Genomic DNA, 22,490 nt, shown 5'->3' on the forward strand with positions numbered 1-22,490 from the left:
GATATGGTCACAACTAAGTATTGGAAATCTAATTTCAATAAAGACATTACAGAAGATATTAAAACCATCAGAGCTGTTGCTTATGTGAGGGTGTCTACAGAGGAACAAGCCGAACTCGGTTATTCGATTGATGCACAAATCGATAATGTTCAGAAGTTTTGTCATCAAAAAGGGCACATCATGGTTGAAGAATATGTTGATCGAGGGGTAAGTGGTAAATCAATCGAAGGTCGCTTTGCTTTGCAACAATTAATCGCAGATGCTAAACAAAACAAATTTGACATCGTGTACATTTGGAAAATTTCCCGGTTAGCACGAAAAAATGTGGATCTGCTAACAATTGTAGAAGAGCTTAATAAACACAATGTGAAATTGTACTCGATTAGCGAAAACTTCGATACAGAAACAACTATGGGTAAATTTAGTTTGCAGATGATGGGTGCGGTGGCTGAATTTGAGCGCAATACGATTGTCGAAAATGTGAGATTGGGTATGCGGCAACGTGCTAGAAAAGGACAATGGAATGGGGGTATTGTAATTGGTTATAAAAGCACCAAAGGAGAACGACTGGGCTCTGACCAAGATATTTCCACATTAGTGATTGTTCCAGAAGAAGCAATTGTTGTTCGTAAAATATTTAACCTTTATGCAACTGGAAAAGGTTTGAAAGCGATTGCTAATCAACTGAATCACGAGGGTTATCGAACAAAACGTAAAAATATGTTTAGTACATCGTCTATAAAAGAAATCATCCTTAATCCCGTTTATGTAGGTAAAATTCGTTTTAATCGTTATGAAAACTGGAATGAAAAACGTAGAAAAGGTAAAAGTGAAGACGTAATTATTGTTAAAGGGCATCATGAAGCCATTATTGACGAAAATCTGTGGAATAAAGTGCAGTTCATTCAACAGAAAAAATCTAAAACAAATATCAAAAATTACGATGGCAAGTATTTATTGGTTGGACTAATGAAATGTCCTAAGTGTGGTGCAGCAATGGTCTCTAGTCGAACTACAAATAAAATGAAAGATGGCACCAAAAAAGTACTTCGTTATTACTCGTGCGGTGCTTTTCGTAGCAAAGGAAGTGCCATCTGCCAATCAAATAGCGTACGATCTGATTATGCGGAGCAATACGTGATGAAGCGACTACAGTATGTGGTGAATCATCCAAGTGTTCTAGAAAAAATTATCCAACGCACTAATAAGAAGAAGCGGGACAATGTTAAACCGTTACAGGAAGAGCTTCAATCCATTAAGCCTTTAATTGAAGAGGTTGAGAGGACTCGTGATAAATATTTAAAGTTGTATGAAAATAATATGATTGATCAAGAAATGATTATTGAGAGGATGAATAACCTTCGGGAAGAGAGAGACAACTTGTTAAAACGTAAAGCTACAATTGAAATTGAATTATCAAGTGGTACCTCGCAAACATTAAACGCTGATTATATTCGGAAGCTGTTTAAAGAATGGCATCGGTTACTCGAAATGGCTTCATTTGAACAGAAAAAGATGTTGTTGCAGTTGATCATCAAGGAAATTAAAATCAATGAAGAGAAGAAAATCGAAAGCATTTCCCTGCTTTTAAATGAGGAACTTCAAACTGAGATACTACAAGAAGCCCTATCCGAGCAAGAAGCGGATAGGGTTTTTTCTATTTATTTGGTCATTTAAATTTATTGAAATTAGATGTGAGTAACCCAAAGCATTTTGAATGGATTGATAGGTCTTCTTTGTCGGTTAGTAAGGTTTTTTACGAGTATGTCTTGTCTTAAGTAAATAGTTGGATCTCAAAACCTTATGTAACTCATCTTGCGGTTTACTTTTAATCAATAACGTAACATAATCTTGATCAATCAAGGGTTCACCGATATTCTCTAGATCTTTATTAATTGTCTCAACTACTTTTTGTAGGCTATTAGTATAAGCGTATGACTTGAAGATTGATTGTTCTAAAGTATTCGTTTCGTAATTTTCTACTAAATTAACATATGTTTGCAACTCATGTATCTCTTTTTTAGCTATCGCAATTGTCCTTAATCTTTTCAAGTTTACCCTCCTTTTTAAATTATTAGAATATATAAATAATATATTCTAATAATTGGCTTTAAGTAAAGTAGGGAAATGTGAATTTTCATGCGGGGAAATTATAGAATCATAAAGGAATGCTTATTATAAATACTCTGAGCTAAAGTGAATTTTGAAACTGGTTTACACAAAAGGTGTAAATAAGGGGGGAGACTAATCAACGATCAACGATGATTTGTCTCCTCTTTTTACTATTATTATCGAATTATAAAGAAATGATGAAAAATATGTACTATAAATTTGGTAAGTAATGGTACTATTAGATTATTGTATTTATTATAACGATAGTAAAGGTTTTAAAAATTTGGTGTAAATGAGGGTGTCATATATGGCGATTTTTATCGGTAGGGATATGTTGCTCGATCAATTAAATCAAACTTCCAACAGAAATACTAACGAGCTAAAAGGGCTTAGAGGAGAGTTTGAAGTTGGGGATTTGTTGGCAAAACATCTACCAGAAGATACTTTTGTAATTTCACAACCAATGATAGGGAAATATGAGCCTGACATTTTAGTAATATCACCTCGTTATGGATTTCGTATAATAGAAGTGAAAAACTGGTCATTTAATTCTATAAAGAATGTTCATTCTAATGGTGTCTTTACCATATTAAACAAAACAGATAACCCACTTCAGCAAGTTAGAAAACATGTGGATGACTTAAGAGGATATTTAGTTTCAAATCATCCTCACTTAATCGATCCATATAAGTTAATTGGCTACAGTGTAATTCACTATGGTTTTAACAGGGAAGACATGGAAAAGTTCGTGAAAACCTGGGATGAAAGGAATGCTAAGGATTTTTTAAAGTTCCATTTATTTAAGGACGATTTAAATTCCCAACTAGATACGAGACTGGCACTGGCTGCTAAATTTCGGAATGATGGAATGCAGGTACGGTGGATTGAAGATATTGTTACAAATATTCGAAATTCACAAAGCAAACTAACTGAATCAGATATTACTCATTTAATTCGTTCGGATGAAATGGATAGGACCGCAAAAGAAATAAGAGAATTAGCTAATCAAACGAAGCAAATGGTTATAGAGCAAAAGCAGCAGAATAACAATGCAAACGTTGTTAAACCCACTAGACAGAAGGTAAATAATAAACCTAATCCGAACGCGAAAAGAGCGTTATTTGAACTGTTATTTATTGTAGTAAGTATAGCTGCTGTCGCGATATTTTTTGTATCTTACTCAGGTTCAGATGATGATGCTCCCATGTTAAGTAACAAGTATGAGGAAACAGAGATGGAATACTATGCTGAAGTAGTAGAACCAGGAGCCTATACAAACTCTGATATTCAAGAAGCTTTTCTTAGCAAAGATAATTATGTGAGAGTAGATGCAAACGTTTTAAGTTTTCGCTTCGATAATACAAGTGGCACAAAGTTCCTGGAATTAGAAGTTGGGGATTATATTTTCGATGCGGTTGTATCTAGTGATATAGAAATACCATATTTAAATGTGGATGAAGAATATAGATTCTACGGTATTACTAATGACTATAACGGATCATTGGAATTGGATATAACAAGTATTAAGGAACAAAAATAATCACCAATAAAATACAACGTAGCTATGTCATGCTGTTATTGGTAATAAGTTTTTTGTTAAAAAGTTAGATAGAAATTTTTAGGAGCTGTTGGTGTCATGGTAGTTGTTGTAGCTGTTTTGTTGTTTGTTTTTTTTACTTGGTTGTTATTTACTGACTCTGGAGTAGCCGTAATTATGGCTTTTCTCCTTATTAGTTTTGGGCTTTTTGCTTTTGGTATTTTTGTACTTGTAATTACTGCTCTTGCTAAGACGATTGTTAATCAATTCTAAAATAAAAGGAGGTTTTGTATATGACTTCACTACTAATCATTGTAATGTTTCCGGAGGGTCGTACATACAATCCAAATTGCCAATAAAATTAATATGCTCGGTTGGTTAATTATATATGAAGAGAGGAAATACAATTTAAAAGTAATAATTTTAGCCCTAATAAAACCGCAGGTTAACTCGATACTGTGACCTTCTACCATAGAAGAGGAAGAGAGTTTACATATATAAAATGGCGAAGTTGGTCGGTAGGGACATGTTGATTACTTAGTTGTTAATCGGTAATCAGGTAAAGAAAAATAACAAGGGAGTGAAATTATGAACAGTAACGATTCGAAAGTAATGATTCGTCTTGCAAAAGAAGGTAAAAAAATATCAAAAATATGGGCTGAGGACTTTAATGAATATGATTATTGGGAAGTTTATACGGAAGTTTACGGTGCGGGAGAAAGAAGTTCTGTAGGTGTTAAAAGAATGATTACATCTCGCTTAAACAAGTTGGGTGCAGCTGATATACAAGAAGATCGCGAAGAGTTAATTGACGAGATAAATGAACTTATCTTGCACCTTTACAGCAGGTATAAGAATAGCCAGCAAAAATTAGATGAAATAAGAGCTATTATTAATCAATAGAGATTAAAAAACACACGAAAAATATATTTGAATTTGGTTAAATAAAAAAGGAACTTATAAATGGGGGATATATATGCAAAGACCAACTCTAGATGAATTTAAAAATGAATGGTTACAAGATATCATTACCGGTTCGCCCACAACAACTGAATTAGGAAACAGATTTGCTCAAAAAATAATTAGCCAATGGCTTGAACTGGACGAGTATTCAAATGAAATGATTTACTGTGACGGATGTGGAGATGGTGGAATAGATTTGGCTTACTTGCAGAAAGGTCAAGAGAATGACGGTGATGAGCCTGAGGGCGATACATGGTACATCGTCCAAAGTAAATACGGTGCTGCCTTTCAAGGCGCAAATACTTTGTTCAATGAAGCAAAGAAGTTCTTTGATACTATGGAAGGGTATAGAACAAACCTATCCTCACTTTCAGCAGATGTGACAGAGAGATTAAGAACCTTTATATCAAGTTCATCTGAGAAAGATAAATTAATATTTGTATTTGCTACCACAGATGCAATTACACTTGAAGATAAAAGAGCATTAGAAGATATTAAAGTTTTAGGGAAAAATAAAATTGGTCCCATATTTGATATTGAGACAGTGTGTATAGAAACTATATTTAATCGTTTAACAGAAAAAGAAGAGCAATCCCCAAATAAAATTACAGTAAAACTAGCTGGGAAATTAGTTCCTTCTGGAGATGAATTATTAGTTGGATCTGTAAAGCTAATTGACTTATTCATTTTCTTGAAAGAGTTCAAAAATGTATCCGGGGATTTAGATTTAATATATGAAAAAAATGTTAGAAAATTTCTAGGAAATAAGAGGAAAGTTAATAAAGGTATTGAGAAAACGTTATTAGAAAAGCCCGAACGATTTGGTTTATATAACAATGGTATAACCATAGTTGTAAATGATTTTGAGCATAATGAAAACGTGTTTAATCTGACTGAACCATTTATTGTTAATGGATGTCAAACTACAAAGTCAATATGGGGAGTACTTGTAAAAAAGCTTGAGAGTGGAGGGACGGGATATAGCCCTGAGTTAGAGGAATATAAACAAAAACTTGAGAAAGGTATTGTCGTTGTGAAAGTTGTAAAAGTTGGTTCACATGGAGAAGACTTATTGCTTGAAACTACCAGATATACAAATAGTCAAAATGCTGTAACTGAAAAAGATTTCTTAGCATTAGAAAGAGATTTTAGAAACTGGGCAGATCAAATGGCTAACAAATACAATGTTTATTTAGAAATTCAAAGAGGTGGTTGGGAATCAAGAAAAGCTTTTCAAAAACAAAATCCAACAGTAATACCTTACTTTAAAGAAAATGTGAATGCCTTTGATTTAATTAAAGTTTATTCTGCCGGATGGTTAGGTGAAGCAGGATTGGCTTTTGGTAAAAATCCTCCGTTCTCTCCTGGAGGAGCTATATTTAATCAAATTGTAAATGACGATTTGTTTAATCTTAATGATTTGTATGCTGCGTATGTTTTAAGCAAGCAAGCTGAAGGATTTAAATTTGGTAAAGGTGCCGAAAAGCAATCAAGAGGTCAAACAAGATACTTATATTTCATGGTATTTATTGAATTACTAAAAGATGTAATTTTAAAAGCAGAACTAAGTGAATACTATACAGATAGACACTATTATACAAAATGTATTATTAGTCTAAATAAGCCTGAGAATATTAATGCATTTAAAGAGTTACAAGAAAATGCAATTCAAGTTGTAGATGAATACATGATTTCGGGGGGAGACAACTCATATACAAAGGAACCGAAGTTCATTAGTAGTGGGGATATTAACTCTTTCTTAAAATGGGAGCAGTTAGGTAAGGCTGATTCTACACCTATCTTAAAAAATCTAATTGGGGACTATAAGAGATTATTGTTAAGGACACCAAGTTACAAAGAAATAGTAAAATGTGTTAAGGAAGCAAAGAATATAGATTAATTCTAAAAGCGGGTCTAAATAAAATTAGACTCGCTTTTTCTTGAAATTTAATTAACCCTTAATATTTATTGTGTTACATTTTGTGCTAATGAATTAAAATAAATGTATCAATTGATACATTTGGGTAGTATTTATTGAACATTTTTTGTATAATATATGTATTAAGGGGTGTAAAGGGGCGAAATAATTTGAGTAGTACTGACCGAGCTACAAAGAAATACACCAATTTTACAGAAAAAGAAATTGAAGAATACCTTATTGCTTTTAAACAATTGGTTGAGGATGGAGATTTTTCAATTGAATTAAATGAAAAAAGAACAGAAAATGTAGATTTTATGGAAGATTATGATTTAAACACTGAAAGCGCAATAAAAATTCTTTTAAGTCTTGAAGTTTTAGATTTTTGCTATGCAGTGGATAATGTTAAACCAAAATTTTCACATGAAAAACTTTATATTTTTTGCAGGGAATTTGAGCTAGATAATCGAAACGATATGGATAAAATTGACATATATATTAAATCAAACATTACAACTACAAGGAAAGGGAAGAGTAGATTATTTGTGGTTTCCTTTCATAAGAGAAATAAACCAATTTCTTATTGCTTTAAAACTAAACAAAACTAAATTTAAGGAGGAACATGAATTATGTTACCTTTCTGTGAACACTGTGAAGATGTCGTCGTTTATGATATAACGCCAAAAACTAAACAAAAGACTATTAAAGGAAAAGAAATTAGCTACTTAGCTAAAGAAGCACATTGTCATGAGTGCGGTTCTCTTATGTTTATCCCTGAGGTTCATGACCATAATCTAAACCAAATTAATGAAGCCTACAGAGCAGTAGAAAAATTGATTACTGTTCCAGAAATAGAAAAAGCTGTTGAAATGTTTGGTATTGGAAAAAGACCGCTATCTTTAGCGTTGGGGTGGGGTGAAGGTACTCTAACTAGATATTTAGATGGGCAAATGCCTACAAAACAATATTCTTTAACTTTAAAAAAAGTTATTGCTGACCCAGAGTATATGGTTGAGCTCTTAGAATTAAATAAAGATAAAATCAATGAGAGTACTTACACGAATTGTAAGCAGACTATTTTGGAACTAAAAAAAAGAAATCTTGAGTGTAACTCGGGTAATCAAAAAAAAATAGATAGTGTTGTTCAATATCTTTTATATAAGTGTGTTGAAATCACCCCATTGGCTTTGCAGAAGCTACTATATTATTCTCAGGCATTTAATTACACAATTAATAAAGAATTTTTATTTGAAGATGATTGTGAAGCATGGGTTCATGGACCAGTTTATAAAACTATATATGAAAAGTATAAGGGTTACGGGTACAACCCAATAGAAGAAGAATTGAACGTTTATAATTTTAGATTATTAACTAATGATGAGAAGAATCTTCTAGATAGTATAGTAAACAATTTTGGTTGCTATAGCGGAAAAGTCTTGGAAGATATGACACATATTGAGTCTCCTTGGAAAGATATGAGAAAAGGATTAAGAGCTGATGAACCTTCAAATCGAATTATATCTAAAACCAGTATTGAGAATTACTTTAAAGAAATAAAAAATAAACATAGTTTGGTTAATGTATCTGATATAAGAGACTATAGTACAGATATATTTCAGAAAATACATTAATAACTTATTTATACTGGACTTAACCCTTGTGGTTAGGTCCATTTCCCTTTAAAGGAAACCCACACAGATAAGATTCATCTTCACTAAAAGATAAATCTTTATAATATAGATAAGATTACTTCCACATTAGTCCACTAAGTAAAGAGGATTAATAAAATAACCTCACTTAGATACAGTACGGTGAACCTTATCATAAGTAAAAAACATCATTTAATTCTACCAGAAGTCGTTTGTTCTATCGTTCTTGCCACATCAAAAGGAGCTCATTGTCACCGTCTTCTCAGTACCTGATGATACTGATATTCAATCAATTGATTAAAACCTATAACATGCAGGCAATTACTAATGAAATCGTTTTAGAGGATATTCAAAATGTATTTCGTAATTTCATATGTAGTTATAGTTGAAAGCACATCACTCAATAAAATGGATGTGTTTTTTTGAATTAATTAGGTGGTATGCAAGAAGAATGTAATTTACAGATTAAGTTTTTGTTCTCAAATTTGAGGAAGTATAAAACATGTCAAACAGAGCTTTAAGGGTCAAATAGTTGAAGGAAGTAAAGTAACTTGAGTAAAGGACTTATAAATTTAGCACTGATATTTCTTATTTCCTTGAAGGTTGTGGTAGGGAAGAAGAGGTAGCAGAAAAGATTCGGTAAATACTGAAAAAGTAGATAATACAGCATCTTCAGATGTGGTTATCGATAATAAATATAAGATTAAGGACGATAAAAAGATAAAAATAGAATTGAATAAGTATAAAAGGGTTGAAACGTAGTTATCGATATTTAATATCATGCATTAATATCATTATCGATAATAATAAAAGAAGTACATTGACAAGTTCTAAGTAACAATGCTTTGTTATGCACTTGAAAAGCCTAAGTAGTAAATAACTGGATCTTTTCTAATTCAACAAAAGCACTCCATTACGTCATTTTGTGATTCGCACCTTTAAAAAAAGATTCTCCGTGATGTAATAACTTTGGGTAATTCAACGATCTATTTGGAGGGAGATTAAACTTTCCATTTACAACATTAACTAATGTTCTTTCATGTTCCGCTGTGGGAGTAAAAGGCTAAATTCCTCTAGACGACGGTTCATTTATTACATCATGTAGAGTTTCTAAAATGATGTGAATATAGAGAGAGTTTAATTACGTGTAGCCATCCATAAATACGATTTGAATGCTATCTCTTGTAGGTTACTCAGCTGGTAAATCTTCCATTAAAGATGGCTTTCACTTAGCATGCGCCAAAATATTACAAATCTAAACGCTATAATAGCTATTAACTCCCGTCATTGTGATAACACTAATATCAATAATTTTGACAATTAATCGGGTTTTTTAACTATAAAAACAGCAATAATGAATAAGTTTTCAAAAAGTGTACATGTATACAATTTGAAAACAATATGTATACAAAAGAGTATACGTGTAAACAAACTCGTACACATACTGCTATAAAGGGATGTGTACAATATTGAAACTTTGTATACGGAGATAGGACATATGTTTACTTTTAGAATACAACTTTAGATGGATTGACGTGTCTATCGATTTTATATATCCTTTTAATGGAATAGAAACATATAAATGAGAGGAATGATTTTATGAACACTTCTAGAATTTGTGCAATTGATGTAGGAAACGACTCGGTTAAGGCTTTATTTGGAAAGTCGGATTTTGAATTATACATTCCTAATGTTATTGCGATGGCAACAGAAGATAGACCTGTTATAGGAATAGAGGACTTAAATGAGAAGGATCCGATTGAAGGAATTCATATTAAAGTCCACTCCCCTGCATTAAAAGAGAACAATTTAATTTATCGTGTTGGTAGTTTAGCTACAAAAAGCGACAATGCAAGTGAACTAGATCCAGGTAGCAGCAAATCTGAAGAAGATCAAACATTAGTTATGCTTTTTGCTACGTTGGCATTAGACGCAGTGAGAGAAGAAAACTCTGAAATTTTCAAAAAGAATAACAAAGTAATTGATGCTAACTATACCCTAGGTACGGGATTACCCCTTCGTGAAGTAAAAGAAGGAAAAGATGTTGGCTACCGTTCTCAGCTATTGGGATCAGTTCATCAAGTTGAATTTTTAGTAACTCCTAAATATCAGGGATTAAAGGTAAATATTAAATTTGATGAAGTAAAGATTTATCCTGAGGGGTTTGCAGCCTACATTAACTTGGTAATGGACAATGATTTAAACATTATTAATAGAGATTTAATTGACAAAAGTATCTTGATTCAAGATATTGGGGGACTATCAACTGATATCGCAGTCATTAAAAATCGTAATGTAGACGATGATAAGGCACAAGGATTTAACCTAGGCGTATCTGAAGCCTTAGAGTCGATAAGAGAAGAAATTAGACTCAAACATGGTGTGGAATTAGATAGTCGTAGAGATGTTGTCGATATTATCACTAGAAAAAATGATCGAAATCATATTATGGTAAAAGGAAGCCGAACAAGCGTCCATGATATAACTGATAGAATTCTTTTAGACTTAGCTAAGAAAGAATATCGCCATTTACGTAATGTATGGCAAAAAAATTCCCAAACAGAAATTTGTTATTTTGTGGGCGGCGGAGCAATCGTTTTAAAAGAATATATCAAAACTTTAAATAACAGCTTAAATGGCTACAATATTGAATTCTTTGAAGACGAAAAAGAAAGTATTTGGATGATGGCAAATGCTTATCATAAATTAATTTCTGATTTTGTTAGAAAGAACACGAAAGAAACAAAAAATAAAGAGGCAACGAAACAAAAAGTAGAAAAATAGGGTGATCTCATGACTGGTATTCAAAGGGGGCAGGCGATTACATTTCGTCTTCCTGCTAACACTCCAGAACACATCATTAAGCAGATGCAAAAGTTAAAAGAAACTGAGAGAAGAAACTTTTCAAGCAAAATGGCTGAGTTTATTTTGGAAGGTGTCAGTAACTCTTTATCCAAGGACAGAGAGTTAGTTACGATTCCTCTGCCCAAACAATTAAGTAAGGAACAACGAAATTGGCTCAAACACTCACATTCAGAAGCTTTGTTGGGGAATATTGTCTACCAACTGTTAACTGATCCTGTTCGAGCGATGTCTGTTCTTGCATCTCTTAATAGCAATGCGTTAGATATTGACCAAGCCCTTTATTTACAAGACAAACAGACTGAAAAGATCGAAGAAGACATAAGTTTTGATCACAATAGTTCACCTGATTTAGAAGTGAATCATGAGGAAATTGTTGCTGATGAACTGGAAGATGATTTGATGAATTTTGATTGGGATAAAGCTAGACTAGAGCATGCCGCTTCTGAGGATGATTCCGAGGAGCATGTTGAGCAAGATGACATAGAGGATTTACTTGGAAGCTTCCTTTCAAAGATGAATAAGTAAGTAGGCGCAAAGTAGGCGCAAAGTATGTACAAATGAATATTTCTACATACCGAGCCCTGAACGATTCATTATTTCTTAAACCATGTAGTAAAACAAGAAAGCACATCAATGTTTAAAATTGATGTGCTTTTTTGTGTATATTGCTGGAAAATTCGATTGGTGCTTGGTCATTCTCCTTTTTTCATAATAAAACTAAGGTGTCTACCGCTTTGTTTGTCTTGACGGTAAGAGAAACCATCCGGATTTACATACGTGCAAGACTGATCAATCATAATTTGCTCTGTCGGGATGCCAGCCAACTCACATTGTTTTTTCACGGTTTGTTGATTGTCAATGTGATACTTGTGCGTTTGGTCATTAAAATACATATAATCATCCGCATAACCAAGGTCTTTGAATTTTACATAAACATCTTCATTGACTTCAAATTTTTCTTGGCTCAAGGCTGCACCAATTTGGATATGGAAATCACTCGGATTACACTGTTCAACTTGTATTAAGTGCTCAAAAAGTTTCAAGGAGATTTCTTTGACTGTACCTTGCCATCCAGAATGAATCACACCAATTAGGCCATTCACGTTATTATAAAAAATCACAGGGACACAATCTGCAACAAAACTGCATAATAACAGATTTGGCTCATAGGTATACAAAGCATCTGTATCTACAATTGCGGTATCCATCCGGTCAGCGCCGCGTCCTTTGTCGTCAAGCGTTACCCGATGGAAATTAGAGCTATGTGTTTGATTGGCACAAACGAAATCATCCAACCCGCAATTCAAGGAGGCAGCTAACTTCATGCGATTATCCAATACATGTTCAGGGGAAACACAAGCATGAAGGGCCATATTGTTGCTTTCATGTTCCGCTTTATCTTTCATGGTAATCCCTGCTAAGAATTTCTCGTTATTTACATACATATTCGTTTTCATATCATCACCTGATTTTAATATATAGGAGTAAATTAGCGCTGTATAGGGTGACGAGAATCAGTCAAAGAAAAAGATAAGTCCCATCAAAAAAAACAGACTTCGTTTGCAAGAGTCTGTCTTTCTACTTTTCAAAATAAGTCAGGAGTATATTTTATTAGATAATAAAGGACATAAAACCAACTAAAAAAACCATGTAAAATGGCCCAACCAATTGACTGATAAGCTGTGTACGAGATAACCATGGAAAGGCAAGTTCCAAAACCTATTCCATTCTTTATGACATCAGCAGTTTTATGTTCCTTTGTACGTCCTATTTCTACTCCCCCCATACATTTACTAAATACCACCATGTTATGACAAAATACTCGATATTATGCCAAATGGATGGGGAATGAAGTCCCGATACATAATGAAAACTGTGTTCTATCTTACATAAATAAGGGGAATGTATTTTCATCTTGCAAGGTATCAATGCAGTGTCATTAATGATCTTTTACAATATACATTGCTTGACACTGTTACAATGAGGAAGTTGTAGCAATAATTTTAACAAAAGGTGTGTATTCGTGAAGCAAAAACAATATTATTTTTTAACATTGATTTCTACGGTCCTGATGACAACGGGATTGTTTGTCGCCATTCCGCGTTATGAAGGTCTAGAGGTAGGATTACTAATACATTTACTATTAATCATGTTACTGTCATCAAGTTTGGTAATATATCCGAAGTATGAAAGATATCTATTTAGAATCATCATTATTATTATAGGTGCAGCCTATTTTTATATGCTCTTCTTTTTATATCCTGAAACATGGTCGACATTTATCTTTCTCTGCTTTATCCCTGGGTTTTCTATTTTGTTTTTCGATTCAAAGCTGTTTTATTTCTCGTTAGTGTTTAATGGCTTTTTAATTACTTTAACGTTTAGTTATGTTGTGTTAATTCATCAAGGCAGTGATTATTCACATATCAAACTGGATGTAATCGGAAATATTATTAACTTTATTGGCAGCCAAGTTATTTTGTATTTAATCTTTCATCAATCTGCGAATCGAATCAAAAAACAACAATTGTATTATGAGGAACTGCAGAAATCAGAGAGATTAAAAACAACGGGTCAATTGGCAGCCGCTGTCGCTCATGAAATCAGAAATCCACTGACAGTGGTAAAAGGATTTTTACAGTTCTATGAAAATGGAAATTCATTTAGCAAAGAAGAAAAAAGTAATTTTACTTTAATGATTGATGAGTTAAATACTGCGGAACATGTCATTTCACAACTTTTAAATACATCAAAACCAGATGTAGATCAAAAAAAGGAAACGTTAGATGTTCGAAAAGGTCTTCAAAGTGTAACGGACTTACTAATGTCTTACGGTGTTGTTAATCAAAATAAAATAGACTTAAGTGTTCAAGAGAACTTATATATATCTATAAATATCATCGAATTTAAGCAATTATTTATCAACTTAGTGAAGAATGCAATTGAAGTTTCCAATAAAGGTGATTCTGTCGTTATCAGCGCCGAGCAAAAAAAGAAAGAAGTAGAATTTAAAGTGGTCGATACAGCTATTGGCATGTCAGAAGAAGAAATGAATTCCTTAGGAACACCATTTTACTCGTTGAAAAGTAAAGGGACTGGATTAGGACTCATGATTTGCTTTAACATTGTTGAAAAATATAATGGAACGATCCAATTCCAAAGTGTAGTGAATCAAGGAACGACTGTGATTGTCCGTTTTCCAATTGCTGAACATCCACTGACAGATAATAAGGAGTAATTAGCGAACGCAGGAAAAATTCTTATTCTCCAAAACAAAAACACACAAATTTATTATAAATTTGTGTGTTTTTTCATGGAATCGTTTAAAATATATCGTCTATTTTTTTGACTTACAATATGACTGGTGTGCATTTCTACTAGGTTATGCACTTAACTTCTAACACCAAACGATAATTTTATAGGGTGTGGTTTGGGCTGGAATACTTCTTGTGGTTGGGCCATAGATCACAATTAGATTTCGATTTGCCGGATTTTTTGTGAAAACTTGCCCGTTTGTCAATAGTAATGGAGTATATGGTGAAATATTTAATCTTAGTTGACCATCACTGCTCACCAACTGACTATTAAAGTGGTCTACTTTTACATTTTGATAAGGACTATCTTTTACCATAATAAGCGCACGGTATTGAGGGGGGTAAATAAGAGGGACAGGGGCATTTCCATCATAATATCCAGAAACCCGGTCTCCTACAGAGACCATTTCATGGTCTACAAAGTAAGTGGTTGGTGACACGACGAAATTTACTGAAGTCCCAAAGCCGTCATCTACAGATAGTAATGTATAACAACCTTCCCCTTCCCCATTTATCCCGATTGGAAAATCATTAATCATGGTAACGGTACCATGAAAGGCTTGAAAATTTATCATACTCATACCTCCATTGCTAGTTAAAACACATTCCTACATATACTATGCATTACTTGAAATTTGTGTTATCTGAGCTAAATGAAAAGATCTCATATGTTTATACTAGAAATGCACTAGCCTATCACATTTTGTCTACGTTTCACCTATTCCATCGTAGGGACTGGGCTAGCAATATTTCTTGTTACTTGGTAAGATAACTTAATTGTTTAATTTAGGAAGATGGTGAATAAATGGCTTTAAACAAAGCGAAAAAAGGACAGGGTGAGAAGCTTAATTTATTTACCTTAACATGGCCTATTTTTCTAGAAGTGTTCCTTTTCATGTTAATGGGAATTGTAGATACGTTCATGCTCAGTGCATTATCTGATAATGCAGTATCGGGTGTTGGTGCAGCGAATCAGTATATACATATCGCTATTTTAGTCCTTGAAGTTGTAGGAACTGGAGCTGCTATTGTAGTTTCTCAGTATTTGGGCTCTAAGCGGTATATCGAAGCGTCCAAGATCTCGGCGACTGCGGTGACGTTAAATTTAGCAGTTGGCTTACTGATGAGTGCCGGCTATTTCATTTTCGCCCGCAGCATGATGTCGTCAATGAATTTGCAAGGAGAAGTGCTCGCGTACGCTGAACAATATTTATCAATTGTAGGAGGGGCGATATTCCTTCAAGCCCTTATTAACTCGTTAGCGGCGATTATTCGTGTGCATGGCTGGACGAAGCAAACCATGTACGTTTCGTTAGGGATGAATATCATTCATGTTATCGGTAACTATGTGCTGATTTTTGGGAAATTTGGATTCCCTGAATTGGGCGTGCAAGGTGCCGCAATATCCTCTATCGTCAGCCGATTCATAGCGTTACTGGTTTTCTTCTGGCTATTTTATCAAGTAGTAGAATATCGTATTAAGTTTAATTATTACATTAAGCTATCTAAAGAATATATCGGAAAAATTCTACACATTGGTATTCCAGCTGCTTTTGAGCAAGTGATGTATCAGGCGTGTCAGATTGTTTTCTTATATTATGCAACATATTTGGGAGCGGAAGCTTTGGCCGCAAGACAGTATGCAACAAATATTTCCATGTTCACATTTTTATTTGCGATTGCAATTGGTATGGGGACGGCGATAATTGTCGGTCGATTAGTTGGTGCGAATGAACAAGATGAGGCTTATACCAGATTATGGAAAAGTCTAAAATTTGCACTAATTTTCACATTAAGCGCCGTGTTTCTGGTGATGGTTTTCCGTAATCAGCTCATCGGCTTGTTTACTGATAATCCAGAGGTCATTAAGATAGCGTCATCAGTACTCTTGCTTAGTATATTTTTAGAAACCGGGCGCACGATGAATATCGTCATTATTAATTCCTTACGTGCAGCAGGAGATGCAAAGTTCCCTGTCATGATTGGGGTATTTTCAATGGTTTTAATGAGCTTGCCTTTAGGATATTTTTTAGTGTTTTATTTAAATATGGGTCTCCCAGGAATATGGATAGCCATTGCCGTAGATGAATGGACTCGAGCTACCATTATGTATTTTCGTTGGAAGAGTAGAGCTTGGGAAAAATATGCCCTCGTACATCCAAAAGCTTCAGAAGATAAAGTTACGTCCTAAGTTTAATTAATCTTAAGTAGATTAGAGTTTTCTTACTTCCTATTATCCGAGCAATGAGGGGTCCCTCATTGCTCTTTTTAAACAAGAATCGTCAAGTGTATATGCAATCTCTATGGTATGTTATTGAATGTGAGAATTAGTTGATTTCCTTTGATTGAAATTAATCGGACTTCACAAATTAATCCTGAATATGAGTTAAATCAAACGAATATCTATATGCCAATTCAGATTGAAGAAAAAGGAGAGAGAATATAATGGCTTTTATTAAAGAAGTTTATATCGAAGCATCTGTTGAAACAGTATTTAACGTTGCATCTGATTTCGACAATTCTGTATTCATCATGGATAACGTAGTAGGAATTGAACTGTTAACGGAAGGTCCGGTTCAAAAGGGAACAAAGATAAAAGAATTAAGAGATGTTAGAGGAAGAACGATCGAATCAATATTAGTTTTTACAGAATACGTGGCGAACCAAAAATATTCAGTGACAAGTGAGAATAATGGTGTTTTTATTGAATATCACTATTCCTTCCATCCACAGGAAAGTGGAACAGTAGTTAATTTTGAAGGGTTCATTCGCACAAAAGGTTTCAAGAATGCCTTGTTGAAACCGATTGTTACAGCAATCATCAAAAAGGAAGATGGAGATCATCTTGACAGACTAAAAGAGTTTATTGAGCAAAAGTAAGAAGGTGTTTTCATGGAATTATTCATATTTATTTTTATTATATTAGTTGCTTCAATCCTTCAAACGAGTACAGGGTTTGGTTTTTCGATTTTAGCCACACCATTCCTTCTTCTCTTATTCAAACCGATGGAAGCGATTCAAATCAATTTAATTTTATCTTTATTTATATCTGTAGCCTTGCTAACCAAAATTAAAGAAGATATAGACTATGGGATTTTAAAACGATTTATTATAGGTAGTACTGTTGGATTACCAATAGGGATTATGGTTTTTTTATTTTTGGATGTAAAGAATTTGATATTGGGAATTGGCCTTATCATTCTAGGTTTAACTCTCTTGTTACTACTAAAGTTCCGTATCACTCAAACAAAAGGAAAAGACATAACAATTGGTGGACTCTCAGGTATGTTGACAAGTAGTATCGGCATGCCTGGACCGCCTTTACTGCTTTATTTTTCAGGAACCGATACTGAAAAAGCAAAGTTGCGAGGTACTACTCTAGCCTTTTATTTATTCATCTATTTCATGAGTTTACTCATTCAAGTTATTTTTACTGGAACGAATAAAACCATTTGGCTTTCCAGTTTATTTGCAATACCTGTGGTATTTATTGGTTTGTTTTTAGGCCAACTTTTATTCAAAGTAATCAACCAGAATTTCTTTCGGATATTCACAAATATCATCTTGTTATTTACAGGCATATATATGTTAATCGAGGGTTGGAAGTGATTAAATCAATAATAGAGAATCGGAATAACCCCTTGTATTTTTCAGAGCCACGTGTATTTATTTGAGCGGCAACGAATGAATTTTGAAGGATATTTCCAGACTTTCCAGACTTTCTTATAGGAGATGGAATCGTGATACAACCCCAAATTGGTATAAAGGAAAATTTTTTTCCATTCCTTTTGCTCGTTCTTACCAACTTCTTTGTTGGTTCAATGGTCGGAATTGAACGAACTGTATTGCCTATATTAGGCGAAAAACAGTTTGGATTAGCCTCAACAAGCGCTGCACTTTCCTTTATTATTAGCTTTGGTTTCTCTAAGGCAATTGTCAATTATTTTGCAGGACAAATTTCAGATCGATATGGACGAAAAAGAGTTCTCATCATTGGTTGGATAGTCGGCTTATTTGTACCTATCCTTATTATTTTTGCACATGCGTGGTGGGTAATTGTTTTTGCGAATATTTTATTAGGGATTAACCAAGGATTGACTTGGTCAATGACGGTTAATATGAAGATTGATATTTCCAAAGCAAACCAAAGAGGAACAGCAATCGGTTTAAATGAATTCGCGGGATATTCTGGTGTGGCCGTAATGGCTATCGTTTCAGGTTATATCGCTACTTCCCATACACTGAGACCTGAACCTTTCTATTTAGGAATTGGAATCGTCATTATCGGAATTTTATTATCATTAATCGTTAAAGATACTGGTGAGCATTTAAAGGTTCAAATTCAAAACAATGCCAGCAATACACAGAACATAAATAAACTTTCCTCTAAAGAAATATTTGCCTTAACAACTTGGAAAGATAAAAACCTATCTAGCATTAGCTTTTCAGGTTTATCGACGAACTTAAAAGATGGCATGGCCTGGGGACTCTTTCCCTTATATTTTACAACGGTTGGCTTAAGCATGAGTCAAATTGGTACAGTTGTAGCCTTATATCCTGCTGCATGGGGATTCTTTCAATTGTTCACGGGCGTATTAAGTGATAAAATCGGCAGGAAAAAATTAATTACCTATGGAATGTGGACTCAAGCATTTGCTCTTTGGTTTATTTTATTTGTCAATAGTTTTTCATTATGGATGGTAGGTGCTATTGTGCTCGGTTTGGGTACGGCAATGGTTTATCCGACCTTGCAAGCAGCTATTAGTGATGTGGCAGCACCTCACTGGCGTGCTTCTTCCATGGGAGTATACCGTTTTTGGAGAGACAGTGGTTATGCATTTGGCGCTTTACTTGCGGGTATCATTGCAGATTTGCTAGGTGTTAGGTGGGCAATCGGATTAGTAGCCTTATTACCCTTTATTGCAGGAATCGTTTCAAGTCTTCGAATGACCGAAACATTAAAAACCAAATAACGATATAGACAGCCCCAAAGCCTTGTGATATTTTCCAAGTAAGAAGATTAAAGGAAATGTAACGATTGGGTTCAACCTCGCAAATTATGTGGTTGGGCCCTTTTTGCATGTTACAGAAGGCGAAGTGAATCTTTGTCAGCAGGATATTCTGCGAATGTGTTGAACCTTTAACTAAGGAAGAGAAATAGTGAGTACCTATAATAAGAACTGGTTGAGACAGAAAGGTGACGATTACATGAAGATAGTTATAGAAGGTTATATTCCGGTTACAGGAGGAAATGTTTATTATCGAAAGACGGGGGAAGGAACTGGTATTCCTTTGTTAGTGTTGCATGGCGGACCTGGTGGGATGAGCAGAGAATCAGATCCACTAAGAACGTTAGGAGACGACCGACCGGTAATTCACTATGACCAACTCGGATGTGGGAATTCTGATCGTCCTGAAGATTTATCGTTGTGGACCGTAGAACGGTATGTTGAGGAATTGGCGCAAGTAAGAGAGGCCCTTGGTTTGGAGGAAGTTCATATTCTCGGACATTCATGGGGGACAATGCTTGCAGCGGCATACCTTCTTGAACAACCAACAGGTGTCAAAAGTGTAATGTTTTCTAGTCCATGCTTGAACTCACGTATGTGGGAGCGGGATCAAAAAGAGTATTTAAAGGATTTACCACAAGAGTCGCAAGATATTATTGAACGTAGTGAACGAGATAAAACGACTGACTCGGACGAGTACCATCAAGCCATGATTCAATTTTATGAACGACATGTGTGCCGCTTACTTCCTTGGCCACAAGAACTTCTGGACAATATGAAAAAATCTAACAAAGCCATTTATGGGTTTATGTGGGGAGCTTCCGAGTTTACCGTCACTGGTACTTTACAAGATTTTGATGTGACCGAGCGATTAAACGAAATCACTATTCCGAGTCTCTTTACATGCGGATATTTTGATGAAGCAACCCCTAGAACGACCGAATACTATGCGAGCCTTGTTCCAGGATCTGAGTTTCATGTATTCGAGAACAGTTCACATATGCCTGGAGTTGAGGAACCTCAAGCATATGCAGATAGGGTTCGGGAGTTTTTAAACAGCCAGGAGCTTTGAGAACGTTGGAAAAATCGAACGGTTTATAACGTTCGTTAGCATGTGATAGCCAATGACCATTAGACGTCTTCAAGGATATGGTATGCTATCTATTTTTTTGATGAAGTTTAAATACTTTAGTTAACATAAGTAAGAGATTGGACGATAAATAATGAAAGAGAGTGAAACGAGGTCGAGATTTGACACTATATAGCGTGATTAAAAAAGACCATGAATACTGGTTGGTCGATCAAATTAAACACAGTGAAGTTCCAAACGAGCGATATATGCAGGAATTGGCAGTGCTGTTATCCGAATGGCACGAAAATCAATGCAAATATTTGTCTCTTTTGATGGATCAGGAAAATGAAACTTGGTTACTCGGCCAAGGCTTTCATAAAGTATCCTCCATTGTAGAATATGCTTGTTCGTTAGATGGCGATTTTGAAGCGGAAGCTGACATAGATATTGAATCACTTGCAGAAAGCGATGTGGATGATGAGGATTTTGCCAAGCTGTACGAAAGATGTAAAAGCGGTTCTGCGAATAAAAATAATTTATTTACGATGAAACAAGTTATGGAATCACTCGAAAATGAGCTCGGGTACAATTGGCGTTCTAACTGTCACATTTTTAACAAAGATGGACAACCAATTGGAATGAGTATTCCCGTGATTGAAAATGGTACCGAAGACGAAGGACGTTTATTTTACTTTGGTGTCATACCAGAAATGCGTCAAAAAGGCTTTGGCACCATCTTTCATCGATTATCGCTTGGTCTATTAAAAAACATGCATGCGGCTTCTTACGTTGGAAGTACAGATGAAAATAATGTGCATATGATCCACATCTTTGAACGAAATGGTTGTAATTTACGTGATGAAAAAGGGATTTACCGTATCAATCAAGAATGAGTTTGTATAGTTGAAAGTAGTGAGTGTTATGCCCACACAATTCAAACGTGCTACATTCGATAGGTGGATTTTGCATGAATTCAGCCGCACTTGGATTTATTCCAAAACATCAACTACAAGCCTCTTTGTTTCAGTAGTTAACTAGTGCTCGAGACGTGTTTGAGCGATAAATCTCCAGATTGAGCGATAAATTTTTTACAAAGAAAAGTACAGGCATAAGCTGTCTCATTAGCCAAATAAACGTGCTATTGAAATACACTAACAGGAGCACAGCAAAAACAACAATTAAGGGATGAAATTATAGTGAATGAAATAATCGAAAAGAAATTAAAAGAGATTGAGGAACGATTTCAAGTTAAGGTCCTATATGCAGTTGAGTCAGGAAGTAGGGCATGGGGTTTTCCTTCAAAAGACAGTGATTATGATGTGCGATTTATTTATATACATCAACCAGATTGGTATTTGTCTATCGATCCACAAGGCGTTGGGAAGAAAAGAGATGTCATCGAAGTCCCGATAAATGATTTATTGGATATCAGCGGGTGGGAAATCACGAAGGCATTGCGACTTTTTCGAAAAAGTAACCCACCACTTTTGGAATGGTTGAAAAGTGAAATTGTCTATTACCAAGCATACTCATTTATGGATCTAATGCGGGCATTGGAGCCACAAGTATTCTATTCCAATGCGACACTCTATCATTACTTAAATATGGCGAAAAAAAATCACAAGGAATTTCTACAGGGAGCAGAAGTGAAGATTAAAAAATATTTTTATGTACTTCGCCCCATTTTGGCTTGTAAGTGGATAGAAGAGAATCAAACAGTGCCACCCATCAGTTTTCACGAATTAGTGGATGCAATGGTAACTAACAGTGATTTGAAACATGAAATTGAGCTTCTTTTACGACGCAAAATCGCTGGGGATGAAATGGATTTGGAGCCAAGAATTCAACCAATCAATGATTTCTTAGAAAGTGAAATGATTCGTCTGGAAGCTTACGTCAAAACTATCTCCGTCGAAATGGCCGATCCTACGGAAAAACTGAATGTGTTATTCAGAAGTACATTGAAGGAAGTTTGGGGATAAGTGTGTAGTGGTTTGCGAAAACAAGATCTAACAAACCAGATTAACTTGTGAAACATAACTTGTGAAACA

Annotated in this window: 20 protein-coding genes; 17 read left to right on the plus strand and 3 right to left on the minus strand. The window is 34.6% G+C overall.

Annotation, left to right across the window (positions count from 1 at the left end):
- Positions 1-3: 3 nt before the first annotated feature.
- Positions 4-1,677 (plus strand): recombinase family protein, encoded by a 1,674-nt coding sequence (locus tag ACFPYN_RS13985; RefSeq protein WP_377735040.1) that lies wholly within the window; start codon positions 4-6, stop codon positions 1,675-1,677.
- A 66-nt stretch (positions 1,678-1,743) separates the two neighbouring features.
- Here ACFPYN_RS13985 and ACFPYN_RS13990 read toward each other — a convergent pair whose 3' ends face one another.
- Positions 1,744-2,052 carry a hypothetical protein gene (locus ACFPYN_RS13990; RefSeq protein ID WP_377735041.1) on the minus strand — a complete coding sequence of 103 codons (309 nt, stop codon included), beginning with the start codon at positions 2,050-2,052 and terminating at the stop codon, positions 1,744-1,746.
- A gap of 367 nt (positions 2,053-2,419) precedes the next feature.
- On the opposite strand from ACFPYN_RS13990, the gene ACFPYN_RS13995 reads away from it, so the two are divergent.
- From ACFPYN_RS13995 to ACFPYN_RS14030, 8 genes are all read left to right on the plus strand, one after another.
- Positions 2,420-3,652 (plus strand): NERD domain-containing protein, encoded by a 1,233-nt coding sequence (locus tag ACFPYN_RS13995; RefSeq protein ID WP_377735042.1) that lies wholly within the window; start codon positions 2,420-2,422, stop codon positions 3,650-3,652.
- Positions 3,653-3,748: 96 nt separating this feature from the next.
- A complete protein-coding gene (locus ACFPYN_RS14000) occupies positions 3,749-3,922 on the plus strand; it encodes a hypothetical protein (RefSeq protein WP_377735043.1) in 174 nt (57 codons plus the stop codon).
- Positions 3,923-4,237: 315 nt separating this feature from the next.
- Complete coding sequence (locus ACFPYN_RS14005) at positions 4,238-4,552, plus strand: hypothetical protein (protein ID WP_377735044.1); 315 nt, start codon at positions 4,238-4,240, stop codon at positions 4,550-4,552.
- 73 nt (positions 4,553-4,625) lie between these two features.
- Positions 4,626-6,512 (plus strand): AIPR family protein, encoded by a 1,887-nt coding sequence (locus tag ACFPYN_RS14010; protein ID WP_377735045.1) that lies wholly within the window; start codon positions 4,626-4,628, stop codon positions 6,510-6,512.
- A gap of 188 nt (positions 6,513-6,700) precedes the next feature.
- The gene (locus ACFPYN_RS14015; RefSeq protein ID WP_377735046.1) at positions 6,701-7,138 is read left to right on the plus strand and encodes a hypothetical protein; all 438 of its coding nucleotides are present in this window, start codon (positions 6,701-6,703) and stop codon (positions 7,136-7,138) included.
- Positions 7,139-7,159: 21 nt separating this feature from the next.
- The gene (locus ACFPYN_RS14020; protein ID WP_377735047.1) at positions 7,160-8,161 is read left to right on the plus strand and encodes a type II toxin-antitoxin system antitoxin SocA domain-containing protein; all 1,002 of its coding nucleotides are present in this window, start codon (positions 7,160-7,162) and stop codon (positions 8,159-8,161) included.
- A 1,617-nt stretch (positions 8,162-9,778) separates the two neighbouring features.
- Positions 9,779-10,963, plus strand: coding sequence for an Alp7A family actin-like protein (locus tag ACFPYN_RS14025; RefSeq protein WP_377735048.1), 1,185 nt, complete (start codon positions 9,779-9,781; stop codon positions 10,961-10,963).
- A gap of 9 nt (positions 10,964-10,972) precedes the next feature.
- The gene (locus ACFPYN_RS14030; RefSeq protein ID WP_377735050.1) at positions 10,973-11,569 is read left to right on the plus strand and encodes a hypothetical protein; all 597 of its coding nucleotides are present in this window, start codon (positions 10,973-10,975) and stop codon (positions 11,567-11,569) included.
- Positions 11,570-11,736: 167 nt separating this feature from the next.
- On the opposite strand, the gene pgeF is transcribed toward ACFPYN_RS14030, so the two are convergent.
- Complete coding sequence (gene pgeF, locus ACFPYN_RS14035; protein ID WP_377735052.1) at positions 11,737-12,501, minus strand: peptidoglycan editing factor PgeF; 765 nt, start codon at positions 12,499-12,501, stop codon at positions 11,737-11,739.
- Between the two features lie 566 nt (positions 12,502-13,067).
- Here pgeF and ACFPYN_RS14040 point away from each other — a divergent pair.
- Entirely contained in the window at positions 13,068-14,282 is a 1,215-nt protein-coding gene (locus ACFPYN_RS14040; RefSeq protein ID WP_377735053.1) for an ATP-binding protein, read from the plus strand.
- Between the two features lie 159 nt (positions 14,283-14,441).
- On the opposite strand, the gene ACFPYN_RS14045 is transcribed toward ACFPYN_RS14040, so the two are convergent.
- Positions 14,442-14,933: a hypothetical protein gene (locus tag ACFPYN_RS14045; RefSeq protein ID WP_377735055.1), complete on the minus strand. Its 492-nt coding sequence runs from the start codon at positions 14,931-14,933 to the stop codon at positions 14,442-14,444.
- Positions 14,934-15,163: 230 nt separating this feature from the next.
- On the opposite strand from ACFPYN_RS14045, the gene ACFPYN_RS14050 reads away from it, so the two are divergent.
- The 7 genes from ACFPYN_RS14050 to ACFPYN_RS14080 all read left to right on the plus strand — a co-directional run bounded on the left by ACFPYN_RS14050 (position 15,164) and on the right by ACFPYN_RS14080 (position 22,421).
- Positions 15,164-16,549: an MATE family efflux transporter gene (locus tag ACFPYN_RS14050; protein WP_377735057.1), complete on the plus strand. Its 1,386-nt coding sequence runs from the start codon at positions 15,164-15,166 to the stop codon at positions 16,547-16,549.
- Positions 16,550-16,803: 254 nt separating this feature from the next.
- On the plus strand, positions 16,804-17,238 hold the full coding sequence (locus ACFPYN_RS14055; protein ID WP_377735058.1) for an SRPBCC family protein: 435 nt from the start codon (positions 16,804-16,806) through the stop codon (positions 17,236-17,238).
- Between the two features lie 12 nt (positions 17,239-17,250).
- Positions 17,251-17,967 carry a sulfite exporter TauE/SafE family protein gene (locus ACFPYN_RS14060; RefSeq protein ID WP_377735059.1) on the plus strand — a complete coding sequence of 239 codons (717 nt, stop codon included), beginning with the start codon at positions 17,251-17,253 and terminating at the stop codon, positions 17,965-17,967.
- 134 nt (positions 17,968-18,101) lie between these two features.
- On the plus strand, positions 18,102-19,331 hold the full coding sequence (locus ACFPYN_RS14065) for an MFS transporter (protein ID WP_377735858.1): 1,230 nt from the start codon (positions 18,102-18,104) through the stop codon (positions 19,329-19,331).
- A gap of 235 nt (positions 19,332-19,566) precedes the next feature.
- Positions 19,567-20,439 (plus strand): proline iminopeptidase-family hydrolase, encoded by an 873-nt coding sequence (locus tag ACFPYN_RS14070; RefSeq protein ID WP_377735060.1) that lies wholly within the window; start codon positions 19,567-19,569, stop codon positions 20,437-20,439.
- Between the two features lie 179 nt (positions 20,440-20,618).
- Positions 20,619-21,332, plus strand: coding sequence for a GNAT family N-acetyltransferase (locus ACFPYN_RS14075; protein ID WP_377735062.1), 714 nt, complete (start codon positions 20,619-20,621; stop codon positions 21,330-21,332).
- A gap of 303 nt (positions 21,333-21,635) precedes the next feature.
- The gene (locus tag ACFPYN_RS14080) at positions 21,636-22,421 is read left to right on the plus strand and encodes a nucleotidyltransferase domain-containing protein (RefSeq protein WP_377735063.1); all 786 of its coding nucleotides are present in this window, start codon (positions 21,636-21,638) and stop codon (positions 22,419-22,421) included.
- Positions 22,422-22,490: the final 69 nt, after the last annotated feature.

Source organism: Paenisporosarcina macmurdoensis (genome assembly GCF_042658845.1).
Taxonomy (GTDB): domain Bacteria; phylum Bacillota; class Bacilli; order Bacillales_A; family Planococcaceae; genus Paenisporosarcina; species Paenisporosarcina macmurdoensis.